This is a genomic window from Staphylococcus sp. HMSC062A01, assembly GCF_001836805.1.
GTDB lineage: Bacteria > Bacillota > Bacilli > Staphylococcales > Staphylococcaceae > Staphylococcus > Staphylococcus haemolyticus.
In genome coordinates this window covers 94,095-118,534 of the sequence record NZ_KV830640.1, presented here as the reverse complement: position 1 = coordinate 118,534, position 24,440 = coordinate 94,095, and the positions used below count along the sequence as shown (strand labels likewise).

Genomic DNA, 24,440 nt, shown 5'->3' with positions numbered 1-24,440 from the left:
ACCAGTGTCATTAACACGGTCGATATACTTAAATAAATGTAAAGAAGTAGGAAAGGTATGGGGGATGTAGCGATTATAAAATGAATAACCAATAATAAAATTGGCGTTATTAAACTAAGTAATAAAAATAATAAGTCCATATAAGACCAGTGTTTCGTTGTAAAAAGATAAAAGATTTCTAAAAGCCATATAATCAGAAATAAAATTGGGTACGCAATTATAAATGGGACAAACACAACCATTTGTGCCAATGCATTCTCGCTTTCAAGTTCAGACAATGGTGGCAGAAATAATGTCCAAAAGAACAAGGTTGCAATCATTAGTACAAAAGACCATATAAGAAGAACTAATTTAAATTTATTCATAATAAATGACTTCTATTACTGAATTTTATTGTAATAGGGAATGAAAAATGTATGTATGGTTTAGAAGTGAATTATAGTGTCTTCAATTTAATTAAAATAGATTAGAAATGAATGCAAGTTAGTTAATTCATTGTAACTTTAATGGTAAAATTATAATTAACCGATTGTGAGTTTAAGATGTATTTTATCAGGATATAAATAGACATAAAACTTATTTTTATATTAGGCAAGTCTTATTTCTCCAATTAAATATGAAGTATAAAATGGGGTGGAAGTTTGGAAATATTTGAAACGATTCTCATATTTCTAGCAGTAGTTATTGTAAGCTCCTTTGTTCATACTTTTTTACCCAAAGTGCCTCTGGCATTCATTCAAATTGCTTTAGGAATGCTCCTCTTTTTAACGCCAGTACCTGTAGAATTTAACTTCGATTCAGAACTTTTTATGGTAGCAACGATTGCACCGTTACTTTTTGTGGAAGGTGTTAACGTTTCTAGAGCTCATTTACGTCGTTATATTAAACCAGTGATGTTAATGGCTTTAGGACTCGTTATTACAACTGTTATTGGTGTAGGTCTATTTATTCATTGGATTTGGCCGACACTTCCTATTGGTGCAGCTTTTGCCGTAGCCGCAATATTATGTCCAACTGATGCTGTGGCAGTGCAAGCTATTACAAAAGGTAAGGTTTTACCTAAAGGTGCTATGACTATCCTTGAAGGTGAATCGTTACTTAATGATGCAGCAGGTATCATCTCATTCAAAATAGCGGTAGGTGTTTTAATTACTGGTTCATTCTCATTATTTGAAGCGGTGCAACAATTTCTAATCGCGTCAATCGGTGGTGCGATTATTGGTTTGCTTATTGGTATTGCGCTTGTTAGATTCCGTTTAACACTTACAAGACGTGGCATAGAAAACATTAATATGTTTACTTTTTTACAACTATTAACGCCATTTGTTATTTATCTTGTTGCTGAAATGTTTCATGCGTCAGGTATTATTGCTGCCGTTGTAGCAGGTTTAGTACATGGTTTTGAACGTGATCGTATCGCTCAAACACGTACTCGACTTCAAATGAGTTACAATCACACTTGGAACATTCTAGGATATGCATTGAATGGTTTTGTTTTTTCAATATTAGGATTTTTAGTTCCAGAAGTAATTGGAAATATTGTAAAGACTGAACCACACAATTTATTGTTCTTAGTTGTGATAACAGCACTCGTCGCGTTAGCGGTATACTTATTTAGATTCATATGGGTGTATGTGCTCTATCCTCTATTCTATTTATCTGTCAGTCCTTTCCAAAAATTAATGAATGAAGAAGGAGAAGACAAGAAGAAAGAGAAGCCACCTAAACGAAGCATGTATGCGCTTATCATGACACTATGTGGCGTGCACGGAACTATTTCGTTAGCAATCGCATTAACATTACCATACTTTTTAGCAGATCATCATGCGTTTACATATCGTAATGATTTACTATTTATTTCATCAGGTATGGTTATTATAAGTCTTGTGATTGCACAAGTTGTATTGCCGTTTGTAACATCTAGTGCACCTAAGGCTAAGATTGGAAGTATGAATTTTAAAGAAGCTAGAATATATATTCTTGAACATGTCATAGATTACTTGAATCATCATTCATCATTTGAAACAAGTTATCGTTATGGTAATGTTATTAAAGAGTATCACGATAAATTAACGTTCTTGAAATCTGTTGAAAAGGATGATGAGAACTCAAAAGAACTCGAAAGATTACAGAGTTTAGCTTTTAAGGTTGAAACGAAAACGTTAGAACGACTTGCCGATGATGGTGAAATAACTGCGAGTGTATTAGAAAACTACATGCGTTATGCAGAACGTACACAAGTGTATCGTCAAGCGTCATTGATACGTCGTATGATTGTTGGTGCGAGAGCTGTACTATTAAAACGTCGTATACGTACACGTACCAATGCGGCATCATCATTAAGTGTTACTGATAACTTAATGGAACTTTCTAAAATCAATAAGATTGTTCATTATAATGTTGTGAGTCGTCTTGTAGATGAAGCGAATGAAGATAACAAATTAGAAGTTGGTATGATTTGTGACGGTTATCTTATGAGAATAGATAACTTATCGCCATCTAATTTCTTTAATACGCGTGCCGAAGATTCAATTACGAAGATAAAATTAAATGCTTTAAGAGAACAACGCCGTGTTTTATCTAATTTAACTGACGATGGAGAGATTACTGAAAGTACGGCATTGAAATTAAGAGAAGCGATAAACTATGATGAAATGGTTATCGTTGATAGCTTAACTGACTAACTTAATAAATATGATTGAAGATATAATAGAGTGTGGTCGGGATAATGAATTCAAATGGAATTCTATCCTAGCCTCACTTTTTTTATTAAGGTACGGTTTGTTTAAATAAGGTGAATAACATTCGTTATCAATTCATGATACAATAAAGTGAATGTATGGGTGAGGTGAAATGATGTTAACTGAAGAAAAAGAGGATTATCTAAAAGTAATATTAGCCAATGATGGGGATACATCCTTTGTCTCAAATAAAAAGTTATCTCAGTACTTAAATATAAAACCTCCTTCAGTTAGTGAAATGGTTGGACGCTTGGAAAAGGCTGGTTATGTTGAAACGAAACACTATAAAGGTGTGAAACTCTCAGATGAGGGCTTGAAACATACGTTGGATATCATTAAGCGTCACCGCCTGTTGGAGTTATTTTTAATAGAAGTTTTACAATATAATTGGGAAGAAGTCCATCAAGAAGCGGAAATTTTGGAACATCGCATTTCAGATTTATTTGTAGAACGCTTGGATAAGATACTTGATTATCCTGAAACATGTCCACACGGTGGTATTATTCCTAGAAATCAGCATTTTGAAGAGAAATTCACGGTATCTTTATTAGAATTTGAACCTGGTGATAAAGTGACGATTAAGCGAGTGCGTGATAAGACCGAACTTTTGGTATACCTTTCTAGCAAAAATATTTCAATTGGAAATGATGTTGAGATCGTAACTAAAGATGAAACAAATAAAGTAATGATTGTGAAACGAAATGATATTGTAACGATACTAAGTTATGATAATGCAATGAATATTTTCGTAGAGCATGTTTAAATCAGATAATAAAATCTCCAATAAAAGGTTCAATAATACCTTTTTATTGGAGATTTTTTGAATGAATTTATTAAATTGTAAAGATAAGCATTAAGTATATCGATAATATGTTAATCGCTATCCATAATGTACTGAATAAGGAAGTTGGTATGCGTGTAAGTTCTGTCAATGTGCGTCCATCCCAACTTGGAATTGGTCGCTGAAAAGTCAGTTTGAATATCGTACAACTTGATTGTAAAACTTCACCTAATAAGACACCTAGTATAAGGTGATAAATAAATGTGACTAGATAATAAAATAATAATTGATTATCATGTTGTACTAAGAAGTATAGAAGTGCAATAAATATAATTAGTACAATGATAGGTGATAGTTTGCGTGATGTAAGCATTAAAAAATAAATGAAAATGATGATATAAGCGCTTAAGAACAAACTAGGGTGACCATAATACGCAGCACTTAGACCAATTAAAAGCATTAATGGAGGCATAATATAGCCACCTAGAGTAGTAATGAATTGTCCAATGAGCCCCTTGGATTGGGTAATGGCATAGCCTTGTTGCATCGTTTGAAGTCGTTCCGAAGGCCGTGTGATGATGACTAAATCTTTTGCGCGTCCACCACTGATTTTATTGAATAATACATGACCGAATTCATGTGTAAGTACAGGAATATAGTTTAAATAAACATCTAAATATTGATTGAATTGACGATGTCTATTTTGATGAATCATAATATAGATAATTGCTATAATACAGATTAAATATATATTTAAATTAATAGTTGTAGTAAAAAAGTTTTCTAAATAGACCATAGTTGACCTCGTCGAGTGTAAGATTATAGTATTTATTATAAAGTAAATTTGATGATTTAGCGTTTAGACTTTAGATGTATCTTTTAATGAGAGAACTAAAAAAAGAAGATAAATCATTTGAAAATATATGTAGACAGCTACATAGTTATTTATTATGGTTCTATTTTCATATAATATATGCATATGAAAATTGTTTAGACAGTAAGGAGATTACTTAAATGCATGATCAAAAAGAGACAACAGCGACTAAAGTGGATATTTTAGGTGTTCAATTTAATAATGTAACCATGTTAGATATGATTGAACATGTCAAAACATTTTTCACACAAGAGACTGAGGATAATTTGTTTATCGTGACAGCTAATCCAGAAATCGTTGATTATGCGTCAGAGCATAGTACTTATAAACAGTTAATTAATAGTGCGGATTTTGTTGTCCCGGATGGCACAGGTGTTATTAAAGCATCAAATCGTCTGGGAACACCGTTGAAACGACGTGTGCCAGGCATTGAATTAATGGAACATTGTTTAAAGATTGCCCATACAAATTATCAAAAAGTATATTTACTTGGTGCCAAAAATGAAGTAGTCACACTAGCACATAAAAATTTACAACACAACTACCCTCAGGCGCAATTCGATTACCATCATGGTTATATAGATTTAAATGATGAGACGGTAATCAAGCGCATAAAACGTTTTAATCCTGATTATATATTTGTAGGAATGGGTTTCCCTAAACAAGAAGAGTGGATTCAAAAACATCGACACACCTTTAAAAGAACTGTAATGATGGGTGTGGGCGGCTCATTTGAAATATATAGTGGCACAAAAAAACGCGCCCCTAAACTATTTATTAAATTAAATATCGAATGGGTATATCGTTTATTAATCGATTGGAAACGTATTGGACGTATGCGTAGCATTCCTAAGTTTATGTTTAAAGTTTTTAAAGTACAACGAAAAATGAAAAAGCAAAAATAAGTAGCTAATTTGATACTAATTATTTTAAATATGAAGAAGGCGGATTCAAGTCGAGAGGACTGAATCCGCCTTTAAAATTTTTGTTTTAATTATCGCTATTTAACAATAAAGCGTTTTTCATCTAAACCTTTGCGAAATGCTTTTTGATCAGCTTTTGATTTTTTCTTAAAGTCCTTTAAGAATTGCTCATATTTAGGAAGAACCTCTTCTAAATCTCCGTATTCTTTGAGCTTTCCGCCTTCAATCCAGGCAATTTTAGTACAAAATTCACGGACTTGGCGAATATTATGACTAACGAAGAAAATCGTTTTATTCGCTTCTTTGAACTCATAAATTTTGTCTAAGCATTTTTGAGTGAAGGTTTGGTCACCAACAGATAATGCTTCGTCAATGACTAAGATATCAGGATTAATTGTAACATTAATCGAGAATCCTAATTTAGCACGCATACCACTTGAATAATTTTTAACAGGTTGATGGATAAATTCGCCGAGTTCACTAAATTCTATAACTTGAGGCATAAGTTGCTTGATTTCTTTTCTTTTGAATCCCATGCATAACATTTTAAATTCGATATTTTCTACACCAGTTAAACGACCATTCAGACCTGCATTGATTGCGATGACACTGACTTCACCATTACGTTCAATATTTCCAGAAGTTGGGGAAATAGAACCGCCAATCATATTACTTAATGTAGATTTACCTGAGCCGTTAATGCCGACTAAACCTATGACATCACCTTCGTGAGCTGTTATAGAGACATCATCTAAAGCGAAAAATGTATTGTTTTTATTTTTAGGGATTAAGGCATCTTTAATGCGTTCTTTATTATTACGATAAATGCGATATTCTTTTGTCACATTATTTATATTTACAGATACGCTCATGATATTTCCTTCCTTATAAATACTTATATAGATTATAATACATCATACAATAGTTGTTAAATTTATTAACCTAGTGTAAAGTGTATAAGAGATTTTGAATAACTTTTTGTAAACAATAAGTAGATTTTACTTTTTTTGGAAAATTAAGTCCATAGTTATGGTTCTTATTTTCTAGTAATCTTCTCTACAATATAAAATAATACTGTATGTACGTAATAATTATATTAAACTTTTGAGAAAACGTTATATATAATATAGTTATCCTAATTTTAAATAAAAAATGTAAATACATTGTGGATATTTAATTGAAAGTGTGGTTAATTTCAATGTCGGCAGTAGGATCTGTTTTTAAAGAACATATCAAGAATTTTTACTTAGTGCAAAGACTTGCACAATTTCAAATTAAAATAACAAATACGAATAACTATCTTGGTGTAGCATGGGAATTACTGAATCCAGCATTACAAATCATGGTTTACTGGTTTGTATTTGGTATGGGGATTAGAAGTAACCAACCTATTCATGGGATACCTTTTATTTATTGGCTACTTGTAGGGATTAGTATGTGGTTCTTCGTAAACCAAGGTATTCTTGAAGGTACTAAATCAGTATCTATGAAGTTTAATCAAGTGGCGAAGATGAATTTCCCACTTTCTATCATACCAACTTACACTGTAACCAGTCGTTTTTATGGTCATATAGGTTTATTGTTAATTATTATAGGAATTTGTATCGTTAATGGTATTTTTCCTTCAATTCATATTGTACAATTATTAATTTATGTACCATTGACATTTTTCTTTACAGCATCTGTTGCATTATTTACATCGACACTCGGCATTATTGTACGGGATACACAAATGATCATGCAGGCTTTGCTAAGAATTTTATTCTATATGTCTCCAATTCTATGGGTACCTAAAGATTCAGGTATTGGTGGAACAATTGGTGAAATTATTAAATTTAATCCAGTTTATTTCTTAGCTGAATCATATCGTGCAGCGATTTTATTCCACGAATGGTACTTTATAGAACATTGGAAATTATTAATTTATAACGTGATAGTTATTTTAATTTTCTTTGTTCTAGGTTCAATTTTACATCGAAGATATCGCGATCATTTCGCAGATTTCTTATAATTTAAAGTCCTTGATAAATGTTGATGCGTTTATCAAGGATTTTGTGTATACAGCATAATGACAATTTTTGATTTATAATTTTTATAATGAAAATATAAGGGGTAAATGTATGCGACTAATTATTAAAAAAGTATATATGTTGATGATTACATTATTGAATTTTATTTACAAAAGGAGACAAGTTGATAAAAAGCAAATTACGGTACTCATGACATTTCCTGAAGATGTCATGCCGATTATTAACGAATTAGACAATAAAGGTTACAAAATAACTGTAATTGCAAAATTTGAAGAACAATATAGGCTGAAACATCTTAACAACATTACTTTCATACCAGCAGGAAACAAATATATCGTCAAACATATAAAAGCATTAAGTAGTTCGAAAGTCATTTTAATCGATACGTATTATTTAATGCTAGGTGGTTATACTAAGAAGAAGACACAAACGATTATTCAAACGTGGCATGCATCTGGCGCACTGAAAAATTTTGGGCTGACTGATCATCAAGTTGATTTGACTAATGTAACCATGGTTAGACAATATCAACGCGTGTATCAAGCGACTGATTATTATCTTATTGGTGGTAAAGAGATGGGAACATGTTTTAAAGAGTCATTTGAAGCTACTGAAGAACAATTATTGCCAATCGGTTTACCACGTCTATCAAAATATTTAAAATTCAATCTTAAGGCCGAGCAAGAACGTTTGAAAAAGCATTATAATATTCATAAAAAATTGGTGGTCTATGTTCCTACTTATCGTGAAGGTTCTGAAAACAATAGACAAATAGATGTTGCTCGCTTTGAAGAAGCGCTACCCGAGTACACAATGATTAATCAATTACATCCATCTATTTCAAAAAGTCAATCTATAGCCACAACACAAGAATTGATGATTATGGCGGATGTGATTATTAGTGATTATAGTTCATTACCTATTGAGGCGAGTTTATTAGACAAACCAACATTATTTTATGTGTACGACGAGCATAAATATGATAAAATTCGTGGCTTAAACCAATTTTATAAAGCAATTCCACAACAATATAAAGTAACAACTGAAGAAGAATTAATTTTAAAAATTAGAAATGATATTGCCATGTTCAAACCTTTATTTAAAAATTGGCATAAGTATAATCGTGAAGATAGTGTTCGACGCGTTACAGAATTTATTGAAAAGATGGTGAAAAGATGAAAATAGCTATCATAATACCTGTATATAATGCAGAAAAGACAATACGTAGAGCAATCAAATCTATCGATACAACACATGAGGCTGAAATCATTTGTGTGAATGATGGTTCTACAGACCATTCGAGACATGAGCTCACTCAATTACAAAAAGAAGTTAAAAATATTATGATTTACAATCAAGATAATCAAGGTGCAGCTGCAAGTAGAAATTTTGGATTAGCTGCAATGTCTGATGATGTTGAAGCATTTATGTTTTTAGATGCAGATGATCAATTTTTACCGGGAAGACTAGATAAGATGATAGATTACTATGAACGTAATCAAGAGATTGATATCGTCATTGGTCAAATTGGTAGAGGTGTCCAAGGAGATTGGAAAATGGTACCGACACATGAAGAAATGAATCGTGAATCACTAGTATCTTTAGCTCAAGCGCCTGAAATTTTGCAATCTATTGGGCCTGGTGGAAAATTATTTAATTCTAAATTTAGTGCATTACGTTTTGATGAAAACGTTGTATTTTGTGAAGAGCATACCTTTGTCACACGAGCTTATTTAACAGCACGTGATATCCAATTACTACCACTCATTATATATGGCTATAATGAGCAAGAAGGTTCAATCACAGATAAACGAGCTGATACATTTATATCTTATATTGAAGATGCTCGAAGAGTACGTCAGCGCGTCATGGAGATGCTACTTTTAACAAATGAGAAAGCATACTATAGTTATCGAATGGATGATTTAATTGTTAGTTATCTTATCCAAGCTTACTTATTAAAATACAGTAAAGTTACACCTGAATTTATTGATAAGGTCACGCATTACATTAAAGATATGCAACATACCAACTACTCTGGCGATGCGTTGTTTAGAATCATTCAAGCAGTTGAGCAAGGTGCAACAAATTGGACACGTGACACTTACGAGAAGTGGCGTCAAACGCTTATCGATGTTGGTATTGGAAGACCAGGATATTTTCGTTTTCAAGCACAAGTTATGCCTAAAAAATTTGTCTTTAGCAGTAAACAGTTAGTTAAGCGTACTTTAAAGAGATAGTGTAGTATAACTTATAAAATTAATGGTATGTAAATTTTATTTATGCTAAATTAAGATTATGAAAAAATGTTAAAAACTATGTTAAGGAGATAGCGTTTATGAGAAGAGTTATTACTTATGGTACTTATGACTTATTACACTATGGTCATATTGAATTACTAAGAAGAGCGCGTGAAATGGGCGATTATTTAATAGTTGCTTTATCTTCAGATGAATTCAATCAAATTAAGAATAAAAAGTCATATTATGATTATGAAAAACGTAAAATGATGTTAGAATCAATTCGTTATGTTGATTTAGTTATTCCTGAGAATGATTGGGGTCAAAAAGAAATCGACGTGGATCGCTTTGAAGTAGATGTCTTTGTAATGGGACATGACTGGCAAGGTGAATTCGACTTCTTAAAAGATAAATGTGAAGTCGTATACTTAAAACGTACTGAAGGTATTTCAACAACTAAGATTAAACAAGAATTATATGGCAAAGACGCTAAATAATTAAAAATATAAGGTCTTAATCCTATTAAAAGAGCCAGCAAATGAACTTTTTGAATTCATTTGCTGGCTTCTTTGTTTAACTTAAGTTGCTTCGCGTTCCTGAGGTGACGTCTCTATAGCAGTTCTTTAAAGTGATTCTTAATTGTTTTACATTTTAGAATTTCTTACCTAAGTGATATAGCACTTAGGTTCTTTATATTAATACTGAAAGTAAAAGATATTGTTACTATATAGTCAAAGAGTTATCAATCACTTTATTTACGTTTAAATAATAAATGAATAATTGAACGTACAATAAGTATAATTGCAATTGCTAATAATGCTAATGCGACAAAGGTAACCACTGGATGCTCTTTCCACGTCGTTTGAGCAATGGTATTTGCTTTGTGCAATAGAGGTTTCGTTACTTCAACTTTTGGAGGTCCATCATCTTTTGTAAGAAATTGACGATTGTAGTCAAGATGAATTGAACCATCTTTAACGATAAATTTATAATCTTTTTTATTCATACCTTCAGGTACTACATCATATAAGGTGTCTTTGACATAGTATTTTTTGCCATTGATTTTATGTGTGCCTTTTGAAAGTACCTTTTTATAACTGTATTGATCGAAAGAACGGTTCATCATGGCATTTCCCATCATATTACGTTGCTTTTCTCCACCTAAATTCACGTAATCTCCTGCTCCCATAATAACTTGGTTAATGCGGAAGTTGTTACGTTTAGTTGTAATCGTATGATTATAATCTGCAACATCACTTGAGCCAGTCTTTAAACCATCTGTACCCGGCAAACTCATTTTGGCTCCTTCTAATGAATGATTGAATGTATAATATGTGACACCGTGTTGTGTAGGAGCAAGTTGTTTAGTGAAATGTAATATCTTAGGAGTCTCTTTGATGACATGGTGATCTAAAATTGCAAAATCTTTCGCAGTGGAAGTAGTATTGTCTTGGTTTTTATATTTTGATGGCGCAAATTCTTTTAATTGCTTGTTTTCAGCACCTGTTGGGTTTACGAAATGTGTGTTTGACATGCCTAATGCTTTAGCTTTCTTATTCATTAAATCAGTAAAATCATTCACATTTCCCGAAACCTCATCAGCTAAAATTAAAGCTGCAGCGTTACTTGAGTTAGAAACTGTAATTTGGAGTAGCTCGCTAATTGTATATGTTTCACCAGCATATAATTTCGTATTACTTAATTCTGGTAAAGTTGACATGCGATAATGCTTGTCCGTAATATGTACTTTGTCATTTAAAGAAAGCTCTCCTTTATTCACAGCTTCAAGTGTAAGATACATTGTCATTAGCTTCGTCATTGAAGCGGGGTACCATTTTTGGTTAGATTGATAGTCGTACAAAATTTGCCCGGTTTGACTTACATTTATGCTACCTTCAGGTTGATAGGCATCTGTTACATTCGGGTAACCATATTGTCTAGCAATTTCAGTAGGTGTTGGTTCATATTCGGAAGCGTAGGAGTTAGGTGCTATAATAACAATGGTTAAAAGTAGAGCAAAGGTAATTATTAAGCTTCGTTTCATTCTTATCTTTCCTTTTTCAAAATTTCAACTAAAATATTTTATCATATAAACTTGTTTATATGAATTTATTTGTTAAAGCTTTATACTTGGAAAATAATATAATTAAATTTTTAAAATGAATATAAAAAGAGGGCTAATTTATGAAAGGTCAAAATCCGTTATTTTTCTTATTTAAACGATTGTCGTGGCCATATGGACTGATTATTGCGGCAATCATTATTTCTTCGCTAGGGAGTATTAGTGGTCTGTTAATTCCTCTATTTACTGGACGATTAGTTGATAAATTCTCAACAAGTAGTATCAACTGGAATATCGTTCTTTTATTTGCAGGAATATTTATAGCTAATGCACTACTAAGTGGTATTGGTATTTATCTACTAAGTAAAATTGGTGAAAAAATGATTTACGATATTCGATCAATACTTTGGGAACATATCATTAAATTAAAAATGCCTTTTTTCGATAAGAATGAAAGTGGGCAGTTAATGAGTCGTTTGACAGACGATACTAAGGTTATAAATGAATTTATTTCACAGAAATTGCCACAATTACTTCCCGCAGTAATTACACTCATTGGATCCATAGTTATGTTGTTTATTATGGACTGGCAAATGACATTATTAACATTTATTGCAATTCCGATATTTATGGCAATAATGATTCCATTAGGTCGCAAAATGCAAAAGATATCAATGAACACACAAACTGAAATTGCTAACTTTAGTGGTTTGCTAGGTCGTGTGTTAACTGAAATGCGTTTAGTAAAAGTATCGAATACAGAAAGACAAGAATTAAACAACGCGCACAGTAATTTACGTGAGATTTATAATTTAGGTCTGCGACAAGCAAAAATTACAGCTGTCATTCAACCTATTTCAAGTGTGATTATGTTATTAATGATCGCAGTTATATTAGGTTTCGGTGCGATAAGGATAGCTACAGGTGCGATAACAGCTGGTGCGTTAATTGCGATGATTTTTTATGTGATGCAGTTATCGATGCCATTAATGAATCTTTCAACCTTAGTTACAGATTATAAAAAAGCAGTTGGTGCAAGTAGTAGAATCTTTGAAATCATGCAAGAACCTATTGAACCAATGGAAGATTTACAACCTATAGAAGATATCTCAATTAACGATGGTGAATTGTCATTTGAAAATGTTGATTTTAAATATGATATTAAAACGATTCTTAGTAACGTATCTTTCCGTATACCTCAAGGAGAGGTGAGCGCATTTGTTGGTCCGTCGGGTTCAGGAAAAAGTACAATTTTTAATTTGATTGAACGTATGTATGACATTGAATCTGGAGATATTAAATATGGAACGCAAAGTATTTATGATGTTCCAATTACAAATTGGCGAAACAAGATTGGTTATGTAATGCAATCGAATTCTATGATGAGTGGTACGATACGTGACAATATTTTATATGGTATAAACCGTGAAGTGTTGGATGAAGAATTGGTTAAGTATGCTAAGTTAGCGAATTGTCACGACTTTATTATGCAGTTTGATGATGGCTATGACACGTTAGTAGGTGAACGTGGTCTGAAGTTATCTGGCGGTCAAAGACAACGTATCGATATTGCACGCAGTTTTGTGAAAAATCCTGATATTTTATTATTAGATGAAGCTACCGCAAATTTAGATAGTGAGAGCGAACAAAAAATCCAAGAGGCATTAGAAATTCTTATGGAAGGAAGAACTACTATTGTTATTGCACATCGTCTCTCAACTATAAAAAAAGCAGGCCAAATCATATTCCTAGATCAAGGTAAGGTAACAGGTGAAGGTACACATGCTGAATTAATGAGAAATCACGAAAAATACCATCAGTTTGTTACTACTCAAAATTTAACCGAGTAATGAATATTAGGTAGTTGGGACTTATGTTAGTTCCAACTACTTTTTTAATAAGAAAAATGAAGGATATGTTTTGTCTTATGTAGTTAACTGTGAAATAATCATCAATAATTAAATGACGTATGTGAGTATACAGTCTCACACTTTAAAACTTAAGATGGGAGCATAATTATGTTATATACAATAACTTCCACTTTACCTCCTACACATGGTGGAAGAACAAAATCTTTGTTACATAGAGTAAAGTTTTTAGAAACTCAATTGGGAGAAACTTCTACAATTCTAACGACGAATTATAACGCTAATTATAAAAATGTATATCGAATTTTTAGGAATAAAGAATTAATAACTGAGAATACAAAATTAGACAACATATACGATTGGCTTGCGAATTATAATTTATTAGAGGAACCAGTTGAACCCAGATTATTTAGAAAGTTACCAATTCAAACTAAAGTTAAAATACGTGGGTTAGAGGCCATTCAAGAAGGCGATAACGTTAAATACTATAAAGATAATGTTTATGTGTTATTTCGCAAATATTATGCGAATAGACAGATTATGAAGTTTGAAGATACAATCAATCCTAATTCACAAAAGGTATCTAAACGTAAGGCATTCACGCTAAATGGCAGATTACATAAAATTGATTACTTTGATGATGTAACGGCAATCAAAACAATGGAAGAATATTATGATAAAAAGGGTAACGTGTACTTAAAGAAACATTTTACGAACGATGAAAAGAACAAATTGATTGATATTCAACATCTATCAATGCACGGTGAGACGCGCACCTTTAATAATGAAAAAGCGTTATTTACTTATTATTATAACCATGTTTTACCTAATGGAAGTGTTGTATTTAATGATGCACGCTTACTCGACAGACCATTGATTGATTGTGAAAATGACATTAAGCGCATATTAATGTTTCATAGCAATCATTTACAAGGGAATAAAGTTCGTCATTCATATAAATTAGCACTAGATAAACAAGAAATAATCGATAAATATATAGTTTTAACAGAATATCAAAAACATGATATTCAATCACAGTTTGGCATAGATGATAATAAAATAGATGTCATACCTCATTTTGTTAGCATAGCGCAATCAAATAGTCGAGATGATGTAGAAGATCAATTTTGCTTTATTGGTAGATTGGCTCAAGAAAAACAAATTGATCATATTATCAAAGCGTTTGATATTTATTTGAAAAAAGGTTATTCATCTAAGTTGCTTGTATATGGAAAAGATAAAGAGGGTAATTTAAACAAATTAAAGCAATTGGTTAAAACACTTCAACTTGAAGATAAAGTAATATTCAAAGGACACACTAATCATCCTAAAGAAGTCTTTTCAAAAGTGATAGCTTCACTATTGACAAGTCAGTATGAAGGCTTTGGGTTATCGATTATGGAAAGTATAAACAGCGGTTGCCCTGTTATCTCATATAATGTACGTTATGGACCGAGTGAGTTAATTACTAATCATGAAAATGGTATACTTGTGAAAAAAGATGACATCGAAGGGTTTGCGGATGCAATGGAAATGGCTAGAAATATTCATTTCAAAGATGTAAAATTAAGTGAAAAATTTAGTGTAGAACAAGCATCAAATAATTATCAATCACTCATCGATGACGTAACACATGCGGAGAATAAATAGAAAATTGGAGAGAAATATATTGAATAAATTATCGATTATTATTACGTATTTTAATAATGAAGATTATATTAGTGAGTGTATTCACAGTTTAAAAAGCCAGAGAAATCAAGATTTTGACATTATTGTTGTCGATGATGGTTCAACTGATCGCTCAACAGAAATCTTACAAGAAGCATTAAAATCATATGATAAAGACGTTCACTTCATTCAATTGCAAGAGAATACTGGACACGCACATGCACGAAATGTAGCTTTGAAACAAGCGCATGGTCAATACGTACTATTCCTAGATGCCGATGATCAATTGGCCTCATATGCTGTTGATTACTATCTTCAACATGTGAATGGTTTAGATACACTGATTGCACCAATTCATAAATTTAGAAGTCAACGACCACAGTATGTAGATAAAGATAAAGTACGTTTGCAATATGCTTCTCATCAAAAAAGTCCAAATGCAATTTTGAGAAAAGAATCAGCATGTAATATTTTATTTAAAAATGCCATTATTAAAGCGCATCAGATTCAATTTAATGAATCATTAGATATTTATGCAGATACGTCATTTGTGCTTGAGTATTTAAAATATGCGGAGCGTTTTGTTAGAATTACCAACTTCCCATTCTATTATCGTGGTGAGGTATACGATCCATTTTATGGTAATACATTAAGTGATCAAGATTTTACAAATAAATTTGAAGATCATGTTAATAGTTTCTTTGATGCTATGCAAAGAACGAATGATAAGCGAATTAAAAATTTCCTCATTCAACGAATGAAAAATGAAATTAAAAGTGGATTTGATCCTGCACTTAGAGATATAAAATCTCGATATGTGTCACTTGAAGATGCGCTTATTAAAATTGTTAAAGCTTTAAAATGGAACATCCTAAAAGATGGGAAAGTATTATACAATTTAGAAATATTATTCTTATCAATGGATGATGTTGAAAATGCCAAATATGTTAATGACTTACGAAATAAAACACGTTTAGTTAAAAATATTGTGTTAAATAGCAAGATGAAAGAACGTTCAAAATATCAACTGAGTGATAATGAAGACTTAGTTGACCCGAATACAATTGTATTTGAAGCGTTTGGTGGTAAAAATTATAGCGATAGTCCTAAATATATTTATGAATACATGCAAAAACATTATCCTCATTTAAATTATATTTGGGTCTTTTCAAAACCAGAAAATAACAATATTCCAGGTAATGCTACTAAAGTGAAAAAAGGATCTCAAGCTTATTATGATGCCTATGCTAAAGCGAAATATTGGGTTACAAACGCTAGATTACCTTTATATTTAAATAAAAAAGAGAATCAAATGTATATCCAAACTTGGCACGGAACACCATTAAAACGTTTAGCCAATGATATGAAAGTGGTTAGAATGCCTGGCACGACAACTGCAAACTATAAGAAGAACTTCTATGCTGAAGCATCACGTTGGGATCGTTTAGTATCACCAAATAGATACTCTTCTGATATTTTTAAATCAGCATTTTGGATGGATGAAGACCGTATTTGGGAGATTGGTTATCCGAGAAATGATGTATTAGTTAACCGTCAAAATGACACTGAATATATTGAACAAATTAAGCGTGACTTGAATTTACCTGCAGATAAGAAAGTTATCATGTATGCTCCAACTTGGAGAGACGATGAGTTTGTGAAAAAGGGACAATACTTATTTGATTTGAAAATTAATTTAGCTAATCTTCAAAAAGAAATAGGAGATGAGTATGTCATCTTATTAAGAATGCATTATCTAATTGCGAATGCTTTAGATTTACATGGATATGATGACTTTGCGATTGATGTATCAAATTATAATGACATTTCGGAATTATACTTAATTTCTGATGCATTAGTTACTGATTATTCTTCTGTTATGTTTGACTTTGGTATCTTGAAGCGTCCACAATTTTTCTTTGCATACGATATCGAAAAATATGATAAAGGACTTCGTGGTTTCTACATGGATTACATGAACGACCTACCAGGTGAAATTATTACAGACGAGTTTAAATTAGCTGAAGAGTTAAAACAAATTGATCAACATAAAGTGAAATATCAAGATAAGATAGAATCATTTTATAATGATTTTTGTTCTATAGAAAATGGAAAAGCATCTCAATATATTGGTGATTATATTTATAAAGATATTGAGAAAAAATCATAATTAAAATGAAAGTAGAAAGCACTAGAGCAGTAAATTTAACTCTAGTGCTTTCTATTGTACTAATTAAAAAATCTTTATTTTCTCGAACATTACCTCATGGTATAATTAAAAATATATTATTAACAGAACTTTTGGGGTTAATTAGTGAACAAAGTACGGTTCTGTTGTATAGACATGCTATGATATTAATGTCATAAAAAATTAATCAGGTAGGTGCCTTATGTTTTTATTGGTTAACATCATTGGGTTACTTGCATTTTTGGGAATTGCAGTTTTATTTTCAAGAGATCGCAAAAACATCCAATGGAAATCTATTTTAATTCTTGTAGTATTAAACTTGTTTTTAGCATGGTTCTTCGTCTATTTCCAAATCGGGAGAACGATTGTAGAAGGATTAGCTTCAGCAATTGCATGGGTAATTCAATCAGCGCATACTGGAACAGGCTTTGCATTCAGCAGTTTCACTAGCGGTAAACAGATGGATATGGCGATTAGCGCACTCTTCCCAATTCTGCTTGTAGTACCATTATTTGACGTATTAATGTATTTCAATATTTTACCTAAAATTATAGGTGGTATTGGTTGGGTGCTAGCGAAAATTACACGTCAGCCTAAATTTGAATCATTCTTTGGCATCGAAATGATGTTCTTAGGTAATACTGAAGCTTTAGCTGTATCAAACGAACAATTGAAACGTATGAATGAAATGCGTGTATTAACAGTGGCTATGATGTCAATGAGTTCAATCTCTGGAGCTATTGTTGGTGCATACGTTCAAATGATACCGGGTGATCTCGTATTAACAGCGATACCGCTAAATATTATTAATGCAATAATTGTATCTTCAATTTTGAATCCGGTCAGTGTTGAAGAACAAGAAGACATCATTTATAGCATCAAAAATAATGAAACGGTAGAACGTCAACCTTTCTTCTCATTTTTAGGTGATTCTGTACTTAATGCAGGTAAATTAGTATTAATCATCATTGCATTTGTAATTAGTTTTGTTGCTTTAGCAGACTTAATTGATCGCTTTATAAACTTAATTACAGGTCTAATCGGTGGATGGATAGGCGTAAAAGGAAGTTTCGGTTTAAATCAAATTTTAGGATTATTTATGTATCCATTTGCACTTTTACTTGGTTTGCCATGGGGAGAAGCATGGATTGTTGCTCAACAAATGGCTAAGAAGATTGTTACTAACGAATTTGTAGTTATGGGTGAAATTAGTAAAGTCGTTGATTCATATAGCCCTCACAGAAGAGCTGTTATTTCAACATTCTTAGTTTCATTTGCTAACTTCTCTACAATCGGAATGATTGTCGGAACATTAAAAGGGATTGTCGATCAAAAAACATCAGATTTTGTATCTAAATACGTACCAATGATGTTATTAGCAGGTATATTAGTATCATTACTTACTGCAGCGTTTGTCGGATTATTCGCTTGGTAAGAAGATAGATAACATGTTTGACAATTTAAAAGGAGCGTGGAACATCATTCAATTTGAATTTCGTTCCACGATTTTTTTGAATTATTTCAGTAGATTTTAGTTAACATGATAAAAACCAAGTATGTAGGGTGAGGAGACACTCTATATACTTGGTTTTTATGGGAAATGAATATTAATGTACTTGTAACGGTAAGGAGTAGGTACTGTCACAGTACTTCGAGCAAAATTTGTTTTGTTACTATAAACAACACAAAGGAGATAACTTCTCTTATTAAGAAGTTATACACATTATAGCAAATGTAATCGACAAAGTAAACAAAAAATTCAGAAAATTTATATTTGTTTTTAAATTAGTTCACTTAAATATGATGAAATAGAAATATACCTTGAAAATAATCTAGATATAGACTATTTCTAAAATGCATATTGTAGCTTCACTAGTGATTGTGATAACATTTTTAATGATATTACATTAAAAAGGGTTGTTGTATGTGAATAAAAATATTAAAGATTTACTTTTAGTTATACTAGGCTCTTTCATATTTTCAGCTGGAGTTAATGCATTCATTATCTCAGGTAATTTAGGAGAAGGTGGCGTAACAGGTATAGCCATTGTATTATATTATGCGTTTCACATTTCTCCAGCCATCACGAACTTTGTAGCAAATGCACTACTGATCATTGTAGGGTATAAATTTTTAAGTAAAAAAAGTATGTTATTAACTATTGTGGCAACTGTACTTATCTCAGCGTTTTTAAGTTTAACTGAGTCTTGGCACGTCGAAACTGGAAATATCATCATTAACGCTATATTTGGTGGCTCTTGTGTTGGGTTGGGCATTGGTATTATTGTTTTAGCTGGAGGTACAACTGCAGGGACAACGATACTAGCACAAATTGCTAATAAATATTTAGATGTAAGTACTGCATATGCGTTATTGTTTTTTGATTTGATTGTAGTACTCATATCATTAACTGTATTACCATTGCAGATGGCCTTAGTAACAGTTATATCATTATATATAGGTACCAAAGTTATGGAATATGTTATAGAAGGTTTAAATACTAAAAAAGCAATGACAATTATTTCAAGTAATCCTGACCAAGTAGCGAAAGCGATAGATGAACAAGTTGGACGAGGTCTCACAATATTAGATGGTCGAGGCTATTATAGTCGTGAAGAAAAAGATGTATTATATGTTGTCGTTGCAAAAACACAAGTGTCTCGAGCTAAGAAAATTATACGAAAGATTGATAATCAAGCCTTTTTAGTTGTGCATGATGTGAGAGATGTATATGGTAATGGCTTTTTAGCAGATGAATAATGAGAATGAATAAGGTTAGGTGTTTCAATATATTGGTGAAGGTGATATGACGACATCAATTAATGAAATACCTAACCTTTGTTTTGTCGATTACAAATAGTCAGTTATTTACAAAGATGTTATAATACCTCTATTGACTATGATAATTATTATCAATTGGCAAACTCAATCGTACATAAAGTTATTTATTATGAAAGTAGGGGAAACATGAATCGTTTAAAAGCGCAACAAGTGGAAATTGGATATGGGGATCATACGATTATTAACAATTTAGATGTAGAAATACCAGATGGCAAGGTTACGTCTATCATTGGGCCTAATGGTTGTGGGAAATCTACATTATTAAAAGCATTGTCACGCTTATTAACAATCAAAAATGGCGAAATTCAATTAGATGGTGAAAATATTCATACGCAATCAACTAAAGAAATTGCTAAAAAAATTGCTATATTACCACAAACACCAGAAGTAGCAGATGGTCTTACAGTTGGAGAATTAGTATCTTATGGTCGTTTTCCGCATCAAAAAGGGTTCGGCCGTCTATCTGCTGAAGATAAAAAAGAGATTGATTGGGCTTTAAATGTTACTGGCACATCTGAATTTAGACATCGTTCTATTAATGATTTAAGTGGTGGTCAGCGTCAACGAGTTTGGATTGCGATGGCATTGGCTCAAAAAACAGACATTATTTTCCTAGACGAACCCACAACATATTTAGATATCTCACATCAATTAGAAATTTTAGAATTAGTTCAACAATTAAATAAAGAACAAGGTTGTACCATCATAATGGTCTTACACGACATCAACCAGGCTATTCGTTTTTCTGATCATCTTATCGCTATGAAGAAAGGTGAAATCATTGCTTGTGGCGCTACTGAAGACGTGCTGACTAAAGATATTCTAGAAAAAGTGTTTAATATTGATGTCGTACTTAGTACGGACCCTCGTACAGGTAAACCATTGTTAGTGACCTATGACTTATTCGAACGTAATTATTCATAATATATAGATAAACTAAGAAAAGGGAATTTTTATCATGATGGAGAAAGATAAAAAAGTAAACATAGGTTTTATTGGCTATATTATTTTAGTCTTTGTGTTGTTAGTAGGCGCATTGCTTGTATCTATCTTGATAGGTGAAGCGAAAATTAGTTTTTCAACTATTGTGGATGCTATTTTTCATTATAATCCTAAAAATCAACAACATAATATTATTAGTGAGATACGTATACCGCGTGATTTAGGTGCGGTATTAGTTGGAATGGCATTATCAGTTGCTGGTGCTGTTATTCAAGGTGTAACTAAAAACGGACTTGCAGATCCAAGTTTAATAGGTTTAAACTCTGGGGCTTCATTTGCATTGGCGTTAACATTTGCTTTTTATCCAGTAGCACCATTCTTAATGCTCATGTGTGCAGGGTTTTTAGGTGCGATGTTGGGTGGCTTTATTGTCTTAACAATAGGTCGATCTAGACGTGATGGCTTCAATCCTATGAGAATCATTTTAGCAGGTGCTGCTGTAAGTGCACTTTTAACGGCTTTGAGTCAAGGTATTGCTTTAACATTTAAGCTGAATCAAACACTTACTTTCTGGACTGCTGGTGGTGTTTCAGGTACGACTTGGAAACAACTTATGTGGAGCGGACCTGTTATTATCATTGCTATTGTTATCATCATAACAATGAGTAAACAATTAACGATTTTAAATTTAGGAGAGACACTTGCTAAAGGCTTGGGACAAAATATCACGTTGATTCGTGGAGTAAGTTTGTTCTTAACAATGATATTAGCGGGGGTAGCCGTTTCAATGGTAGGACAAATTGCCTTTGTTGGCTTGATGATACCTCACATTGTCAGATTCTTAGTAGGCACAGACTACGCAAAGGTATTACCATTAACAGCTTTAACAGGCGGTTTACTTATGATTTTAGCTGATACTGTTGCACGAATGTTAGGTGAAGCGCCAGTGGGAGCGATTATTTCATTTATCGGTGTGCCTTATTTCTTATACTTAGTTAAAAGAGGGGGGCGCACAATATGATTCATCCTAAATTAAGACGAAAACAAATCGTTACTTTAGTAATTTTCTCAATATTATTATTAGTCGCATGTACATGGAGTGTGTCTTCAGGAGAATATAAAATTCCGGTTGATCATTTTTTAAAGACGCTCATAGGTCAAGGTGAATATTATGATCAATTAATCTTAATGGAATTTCGTTTTCCACGAATGTTAATTACTATTTTAGCAGGTGCTGCGTTAAGTTTAAGTGGTGCTATTATTCAAAGTGTCACTAAGAATCCAATTGCGGAGCCAGGTATTTTAGGTATTAATGCTGGCGGTGGTTTCGCCATAGCGCTATTTATTTCAATAGGACATATTAACCCTGATAATTTTGTTTATGTGTTACCAGTGATTAGTGTCATTGGTGGTGTAGCTACTGCAATTGTTATCTTTTTATTTAGTGTGAACAAGAGAGATGGCATTACACCTTCAAGTATGGTGCTAATTGGTGTAGGCATGCAGACAGTCTTATACGGTGGTTCTATTACGCTTATGTCTAAATTTAATGAAGATCAGTCAGAATTTATTGCTACTTGGTTTGCTGGTAATATCTGGGGCGATGACTTTACATTTGTAATTGCAACTATTCCATGGCTTATCATTATTATTCCATTTCTTTTATATAAATCTAATGTGCTGAACTTAATTAATACACATGAGCATATTGCAAAAGGACTTGGTGTTAAGATTGAACGTGAACGTGTAATTTTATTCTTTATTGCTGTTGTTTTATCATCAATTGCCGTGGCTGTTGCAGGTGCTATTACATTTATTGGTTTAATGGGACCACACATTGCAAAATCAATTATTGGACCGCGTCATCAATTATTTTTACCAATTTCAATTATTATAGGTGCCTTCTTACTTGTTTTATCAGATACCATTGGTAAGGTTATTCTTGAACCGACAGGGGTACCTGCTGGTATTGTAGTTGCTATTATAGGCGCACCTTATTTCATTTATTTAATGTATAAATCTAAAAGTATTTAAAAATTGGTGCATTGAATAGTGATGCTGATGGATAAAATATATGTAAGACATCGTTTCTAATTAGTTAAATATTAAACTTTTTACGATTGTAGTAATCTTCGTGGGAGTGGACAGACCTTATTAATGAATTTTACGCTGAAATTCTCTGTGTTTGGATAAGGACAAATTCTGTTCCATTTCCACTTTTTTATTAAAGTCGATTTATATGTAAATGATAGCGCATACATTGTGCTTGATTTATAATTAAATTGATAGGCCAAAGGAGGAGGTTACATATGAAAAAGCTAATAAAACAAAAAGAAAATTTTTTAAAAGATATGCTAGACGGTTTAAAAATAGCAAATAATGATATCGAAATCATTGCAGAAACTGTTGTCGTGCGACGTAAAAAGAAATCTAAAGGCGTAGCGATTGTTTCAGGTGGCGGTAGTGGACATGAACCGGCTCATGCAGGTTATGTTGCGCAAGGGATGCTTGATGCGGCGGTTTGCGGAGAAGTATTTACTTCACCAACACCTGATAAAGTGTTAGAAGCAATTAAGGCTGTCGATACTGGTGATGGTGTTTTATTAATTGTTAAAAATTATGCTGGTGATGTAATGAACTTTGAAATGGCGCAAGAAATGGCAGAAATGGAAGGTATTCAAGTAGAGATGGTTGTCGTTAAAGATGACATATCAGTGTCTGAAGAAATGCAAAGACGTGGTGTTGCAGGCACAGTATGCGTTCATAAATATGTAGGCTATTTAGCTGAACAAGGTTTAGCTCTACAGGATATTAAAGAAAAAGCGGAAACAATAGCTTCACAAATTAAAAGTATTGGTATGGCACTGACACCACCAATGGTTCCGACAACAGGCCAATATGGATTTGATATTAATGATAAGGATATAGAAATTGGGATAGGTATTCATGGGGAAAAAGGAATTGAACGAATACACTATGAAGAAATCGATAGTATCGTTGAACGGTTATTAAGTCGATTACTTAAAGAAAATCAAGAGCAATCATTAATCGTTATAGTTAATGGAATGGGTGGTACACCACTATCAGAGTTAAATATTGTGACTAAATATTGTTCACTTTATTTAGAAAAGCAAAATAGAGATGTAGCGCAATGGTTTGTTGGTGACTATATGACTTCATTAGATATGCAAGGTTTTTCAATCACACTACTTCCTAATAATGAAGAACTACTCAAAGCTTTACAAGCACCTACTACGTCTCGCTACTTTTAAAAAGAAAACT

19 protein-coding genes are annotated in these 24,440 nt (G+C 32.3%); 16 read left to right on the top strand and 3 right to left on the bottom strand.

Annotated features, from left to right (window positions below):
• Positions 1 to 641 precede the first annotated feature (641 nt).
• Both HMPREF2715_RS09630 and HMPREF2715_RS09625 read left to right on the top strand, forming a co-directional pair.
• Positions 642 to 2,684 (top strand): cation:proton antiporter, encoded by a 2,043-nt coding sequence (locus tag HMPREF2715_RS09630; RefSeq protein WP_070581147.1) that lies wholly within the window; start codon positions 642 to 644, stop codon positions 2,682 to 2,684.
• A 172-nt stretch (positions 2,685 to 2,856) separates the two neighbouring features.
• Positions 2,857 to 3,504, top strand: coding sequence for a metal-dependent transcriptional regulator (locus HMPREF2715_RS09625; RefSeq protein WP_070839926.1), 648 nt, complete (start codon positions 2,857 to 2,859; stop codon positions 3,502 to 3,504).
• Between the two features lie 70 nt (positions 3,505 to 3,574).
• On the opposite strand, the gene HMPREF2715_RS09620 is transcribed toward HMPREF2715_RS09625, so the two are convergent.
• Positions 3,575 to 4,318, bottom strand: a complete 744-nt coding sequence (locus tag HMPREF2715_RS09620; protein ID WP_070581146.1) for a M50 family metallopeptidase — start codon at positions 4,316 to 4,318, stop codon at positions 3,575 to 3,577.
• A gap of 218 nt (positions 4,319 to 4,536) precedes the next feature.
• Between HMPREF2715_RS09620 and tarA the strand changes: the two genes are divergently transcribed.
• Complete coding sequence (gene tarA, locus HMPREF2715_RS09615) at positions 4,537 to 5,301, top strand: N-acetylglucosaminyldiphosphoundecaprenol N-acetyl-beta-D-mannosaminyltransferase TarA (RefSeq protein WP_070678772.1); 765 nt, start codon at positions 4,537 to 4,539, stop codon at positions 5,299 to 5,301.
• A 95-nt stretch (positions 5,302 to 5,396) separates the two neighbouring features.
• Here tarA and tagH read toward each other — a convergent pair whose 3' ends face one another.
• Positions 5,397 to 6,191 carry a teichoic acids export ABC transporter ATP-binding subunit TagH gene (tagH, locus tag HMPREF2715_RS09610; RefSeq protein WP_011276519.1) on the bottom strand — a complete coding sequence of 265 codons (795 nt, stop codon included), beginning with the start codon at positions 6,189 to 6,191 and terminating at the stop codon, positions 5,397 to 5,399.
• A gap of 326 nt (positions 6,192 to 6,517) precedes the next feature.
• On the opposite strand from tagH, the gene HMPREF2715_RS09605 reads away from it, so the two are divergent.
• The 4 genes from HMPREF2715_RS09605 (at position 6,518) to tagD (ending at position 10,086) form a co-directional block, all read left to right on the top strand.
• Positions 6,518 to 7,330, top strand: coding sequence for an ABC transporter permease (locus HMPREF2715_RS09605; RefSeq protein WP_070581144.1), 813 nt, complete (start codon positions 6,518 to 6,520; stop codon positions 7,328 to 7,330).
• Positions 7,331 to 7,439: 109 nt separating this feature from the next.
• Positions 7,440 to 8,528 (top strand): teichoic acid glycerol-phosphate primase TarB, encoded by a 1,089-nt coding sequence (gene tarB, locus HMPREF2715_RS09600; protein ID WP_070581143.1) that lies wholly within the window; start codon positions 7,440 to 7,442, stop codon positions 8,526 to 8,528.
• Complete coding sequence (locus tag HMPREF2715_RS09595) at positions 8,525 to 9,589, top strand: glycosyltransferase family 2 protein (RefSeq protein WP_070839923.1); 1,065 nt, start codon at positions 8,525 to 8,527, stop codon at positions 9,587 to 9,589. Before tarB ends, HMPREF2715_RS09595 begins: the two co-directional genes overlap by 4 nt.
• A 98-nt stretch (positions 9,590 to 9,687) precedes the next feature.
• Positions 9,688 to 10,086, top strand: coding sequence for a glycerol-3-phosphate cytidylyltransferase (gene tagD, locus HMPREF2715_RS09590; protein ID WP_070581141.1), 399 nt, complete (start codon positions 9,688 to 9,690; stop codon positions 10,084 to 10,086).
• 254 nt (positions 10,087 to 10,340) lie between these two features.
• Here the strand turns inward: tagD and pbp4 are convergent, their stop codons facing one another.
• Positions 10,341 to 11,633 carry a penicillin-binding protein PBP4 gene (gene pbp4, locus HMPREF2715_RS09585; protein ID WP_070581140.1) on the bottom strand — a complete coding sequence of 431 codons (1,293 nt, stop codon included), beginning with the start codon at positions 11,631 to 11,633 and terminating at the stop codon, positions 10,341 to 10,343.
• A gap of 140 nt (positions 11,634 to 11,773) precedes the next feature.
• On the opposite strand from pbp4, the gene HMPREF2715_RS09580 reads away from it, so the two are divergent.
• The 9 genes from HMPREF2715_RS09580 (at position 11,774) to dhaK (ending at position 24,430) form a co-directional block, all read left to right on the top strand.
• The gene (locus HMPREF2715_RS09580; protein WP_070441964.1) at positions 11,774 to 13,501 is read left to right on the top strand and encodes an ABC transporter ATP-binding protein; all 1,728 of its coding nucleotides are present in this window, start codon (positions 11,774 to 11,776) and stop codon (positions 13,499 to 13,501) included.
• Positions 13,502 to 13,669: 168 nt separating this feature from the next.
• Positions 13,670 to 15,169, top strand: coding sequence for a glycosyltransferase (locus HMPREF2715_RS09575; protein WP_070441962.1), 1,500 nt, complete (start codon positions 13,670 to 13,672; stop codon positions 15,167 to 15,169).
• Between the two features lie 19 nt (positions 15,170 to 15,188).
• The gene (locus HMPREF2715_RS11730; RefSeq protein WP_076742287.1) at positions 15,189 to 17,357 is read left to right on the top strand and encodes a bifunctional glycosyltransferase/CDP-glycerol:glycerophosphate glycerophosphotransferase; all 2,169 of its coding nucleotides are present in this window, start codon (positions 15,189 to 15,191) and stop codon (positions 17,355 to 17,357) included.
• Positions 17,358 to 17,577: 220 nt separating this feature from the next.
• Complete coding sequence (locus HMPREF2715_RS09565; protein WP_070441960.1) at positions 17,578 to 18,810, top strand: NupC/NupG family nucleoside CNT transporter; 1,233 nt, start codon at positions 17,578 to 17,580, stop codon at positions 18,808 to 18,810.
• 491 nt (positions 18,811 to 19,301) lie between these two features.
• Positions 19,302 to 20,135, top strand: a complete 834-nt coding sequence (locus HMPREF2715_RS09560; protein ID WP_070581139.1) for a YitT family protein — start codon at positions 19,302 to 19,304, stop codon at positions 20,133 to 20,135.
• A 207-nt stretch (positions 20,136 to 20,342) separates the two neighbouring features.
• Positions 20,343 to 21,140: an ABC transporter ATP-binding protein gene (locus tag HMPREF2715_RS09555; protein WP_053017195.1), complete on the top strand. Its 798-nt coding sequence runs from the start codon at positions 20,343 to 20,345 to the stop codon at positions 21,138 to 21,140.
• A 34-nt stretch (positions 21,141 to 21,174) separates the two neighbouring features.
• Positions 21,175 to 22,179, top strand: coding sequence for a FecCD family ABC transporter permease (locus tag HMPREF2715_RS09550; RefSeq protein WP_070839921.1), 1,005 nt, complete (start codon positions 21,175 to 21,177; stop codon positions 22,177 to 22,179).
• Positions 22,176 to 23,192: a FecCD family ABC transporter permease gene (locus HMPREF2715_RS09545; protein WP_070581137.1), complete on the top strand. Its 1,017-nt coding sequence runs from the start codon at positions 22,176 to 22,178 to the stop codon at positions 23,190 to 23,192. The genes HMPREF2715_RS09550 and HMPREF2715_RS09545 overlap by 4 nt, the downstream gene beginning before the upstream one ends.
• Positions 23,193 to 23,467: 275 nt before the next feature.
• A complete protein-coding gene (gene dhaK, locus HMPREF2715_RS09540) occupies positions 23,468 to 24,430 on the top strand; it encodes a dihydroxyacetone kinase subunit DhaK (RefSeq protein WP_070581136.1) in 963 nt (320 codons plus the stop codon).
• Positions 24,431 to 24,440: the final 10 nt, after the last annotated feature.